We start from the raw sequence: 232 nt of genomic DNA, 5'->3' as shown, positions 1-232 counted from the left end.
ATCAGCGCGTGATCGGGCATATCCGGGAAATCACTGCGGATATGGTCGGCCAGCGCGGGGCGCAGCGTGCCGACCTCGACGAGGTTCTTTCGAGCCGTCTCCTGCCCGCTGATGGCGCAGATGCCGCGCTTCTTGCTGGCCGCGACGGCGGCGCTCGCCGGATCGGCAAGGGTCGCGAGAGAGGCCGACGCCGTCCCCGCGACCCGATCTTCATCCTGTTCCTGTGTCATTC

1 protein-coding gene is annotated in these 232 nt (G+C 67.2%); it reads right to left on the bottom strand.

All coding sequences use genetic code 11. The annotated features are described in order from the left end of the window. A partial coding sequence (locus tag FQ668_RS28765) for a hypothetical protein (RefSeq protein ID WP_218570941.1) occupies positions 1 to 232 on the bottom strand: 232 nt, incomplete at both ends.

The sequence above is a fragment of the Pseudomonas sp. Kh14 genome (genome assembly GCF_900291005.1).
Classification (GTDB): Bacteria; Pseudomonadota; Gammaproteobacteria; order Pseudomonadales; family Pseudomonadaceae; genus Aquipseudomonas; species Aquipseudomonas alloputida.
Note: the sequence above shows the minus strand (reverse complement) of the source record. Positions and strands in the feature narration are given on the sequence as shown.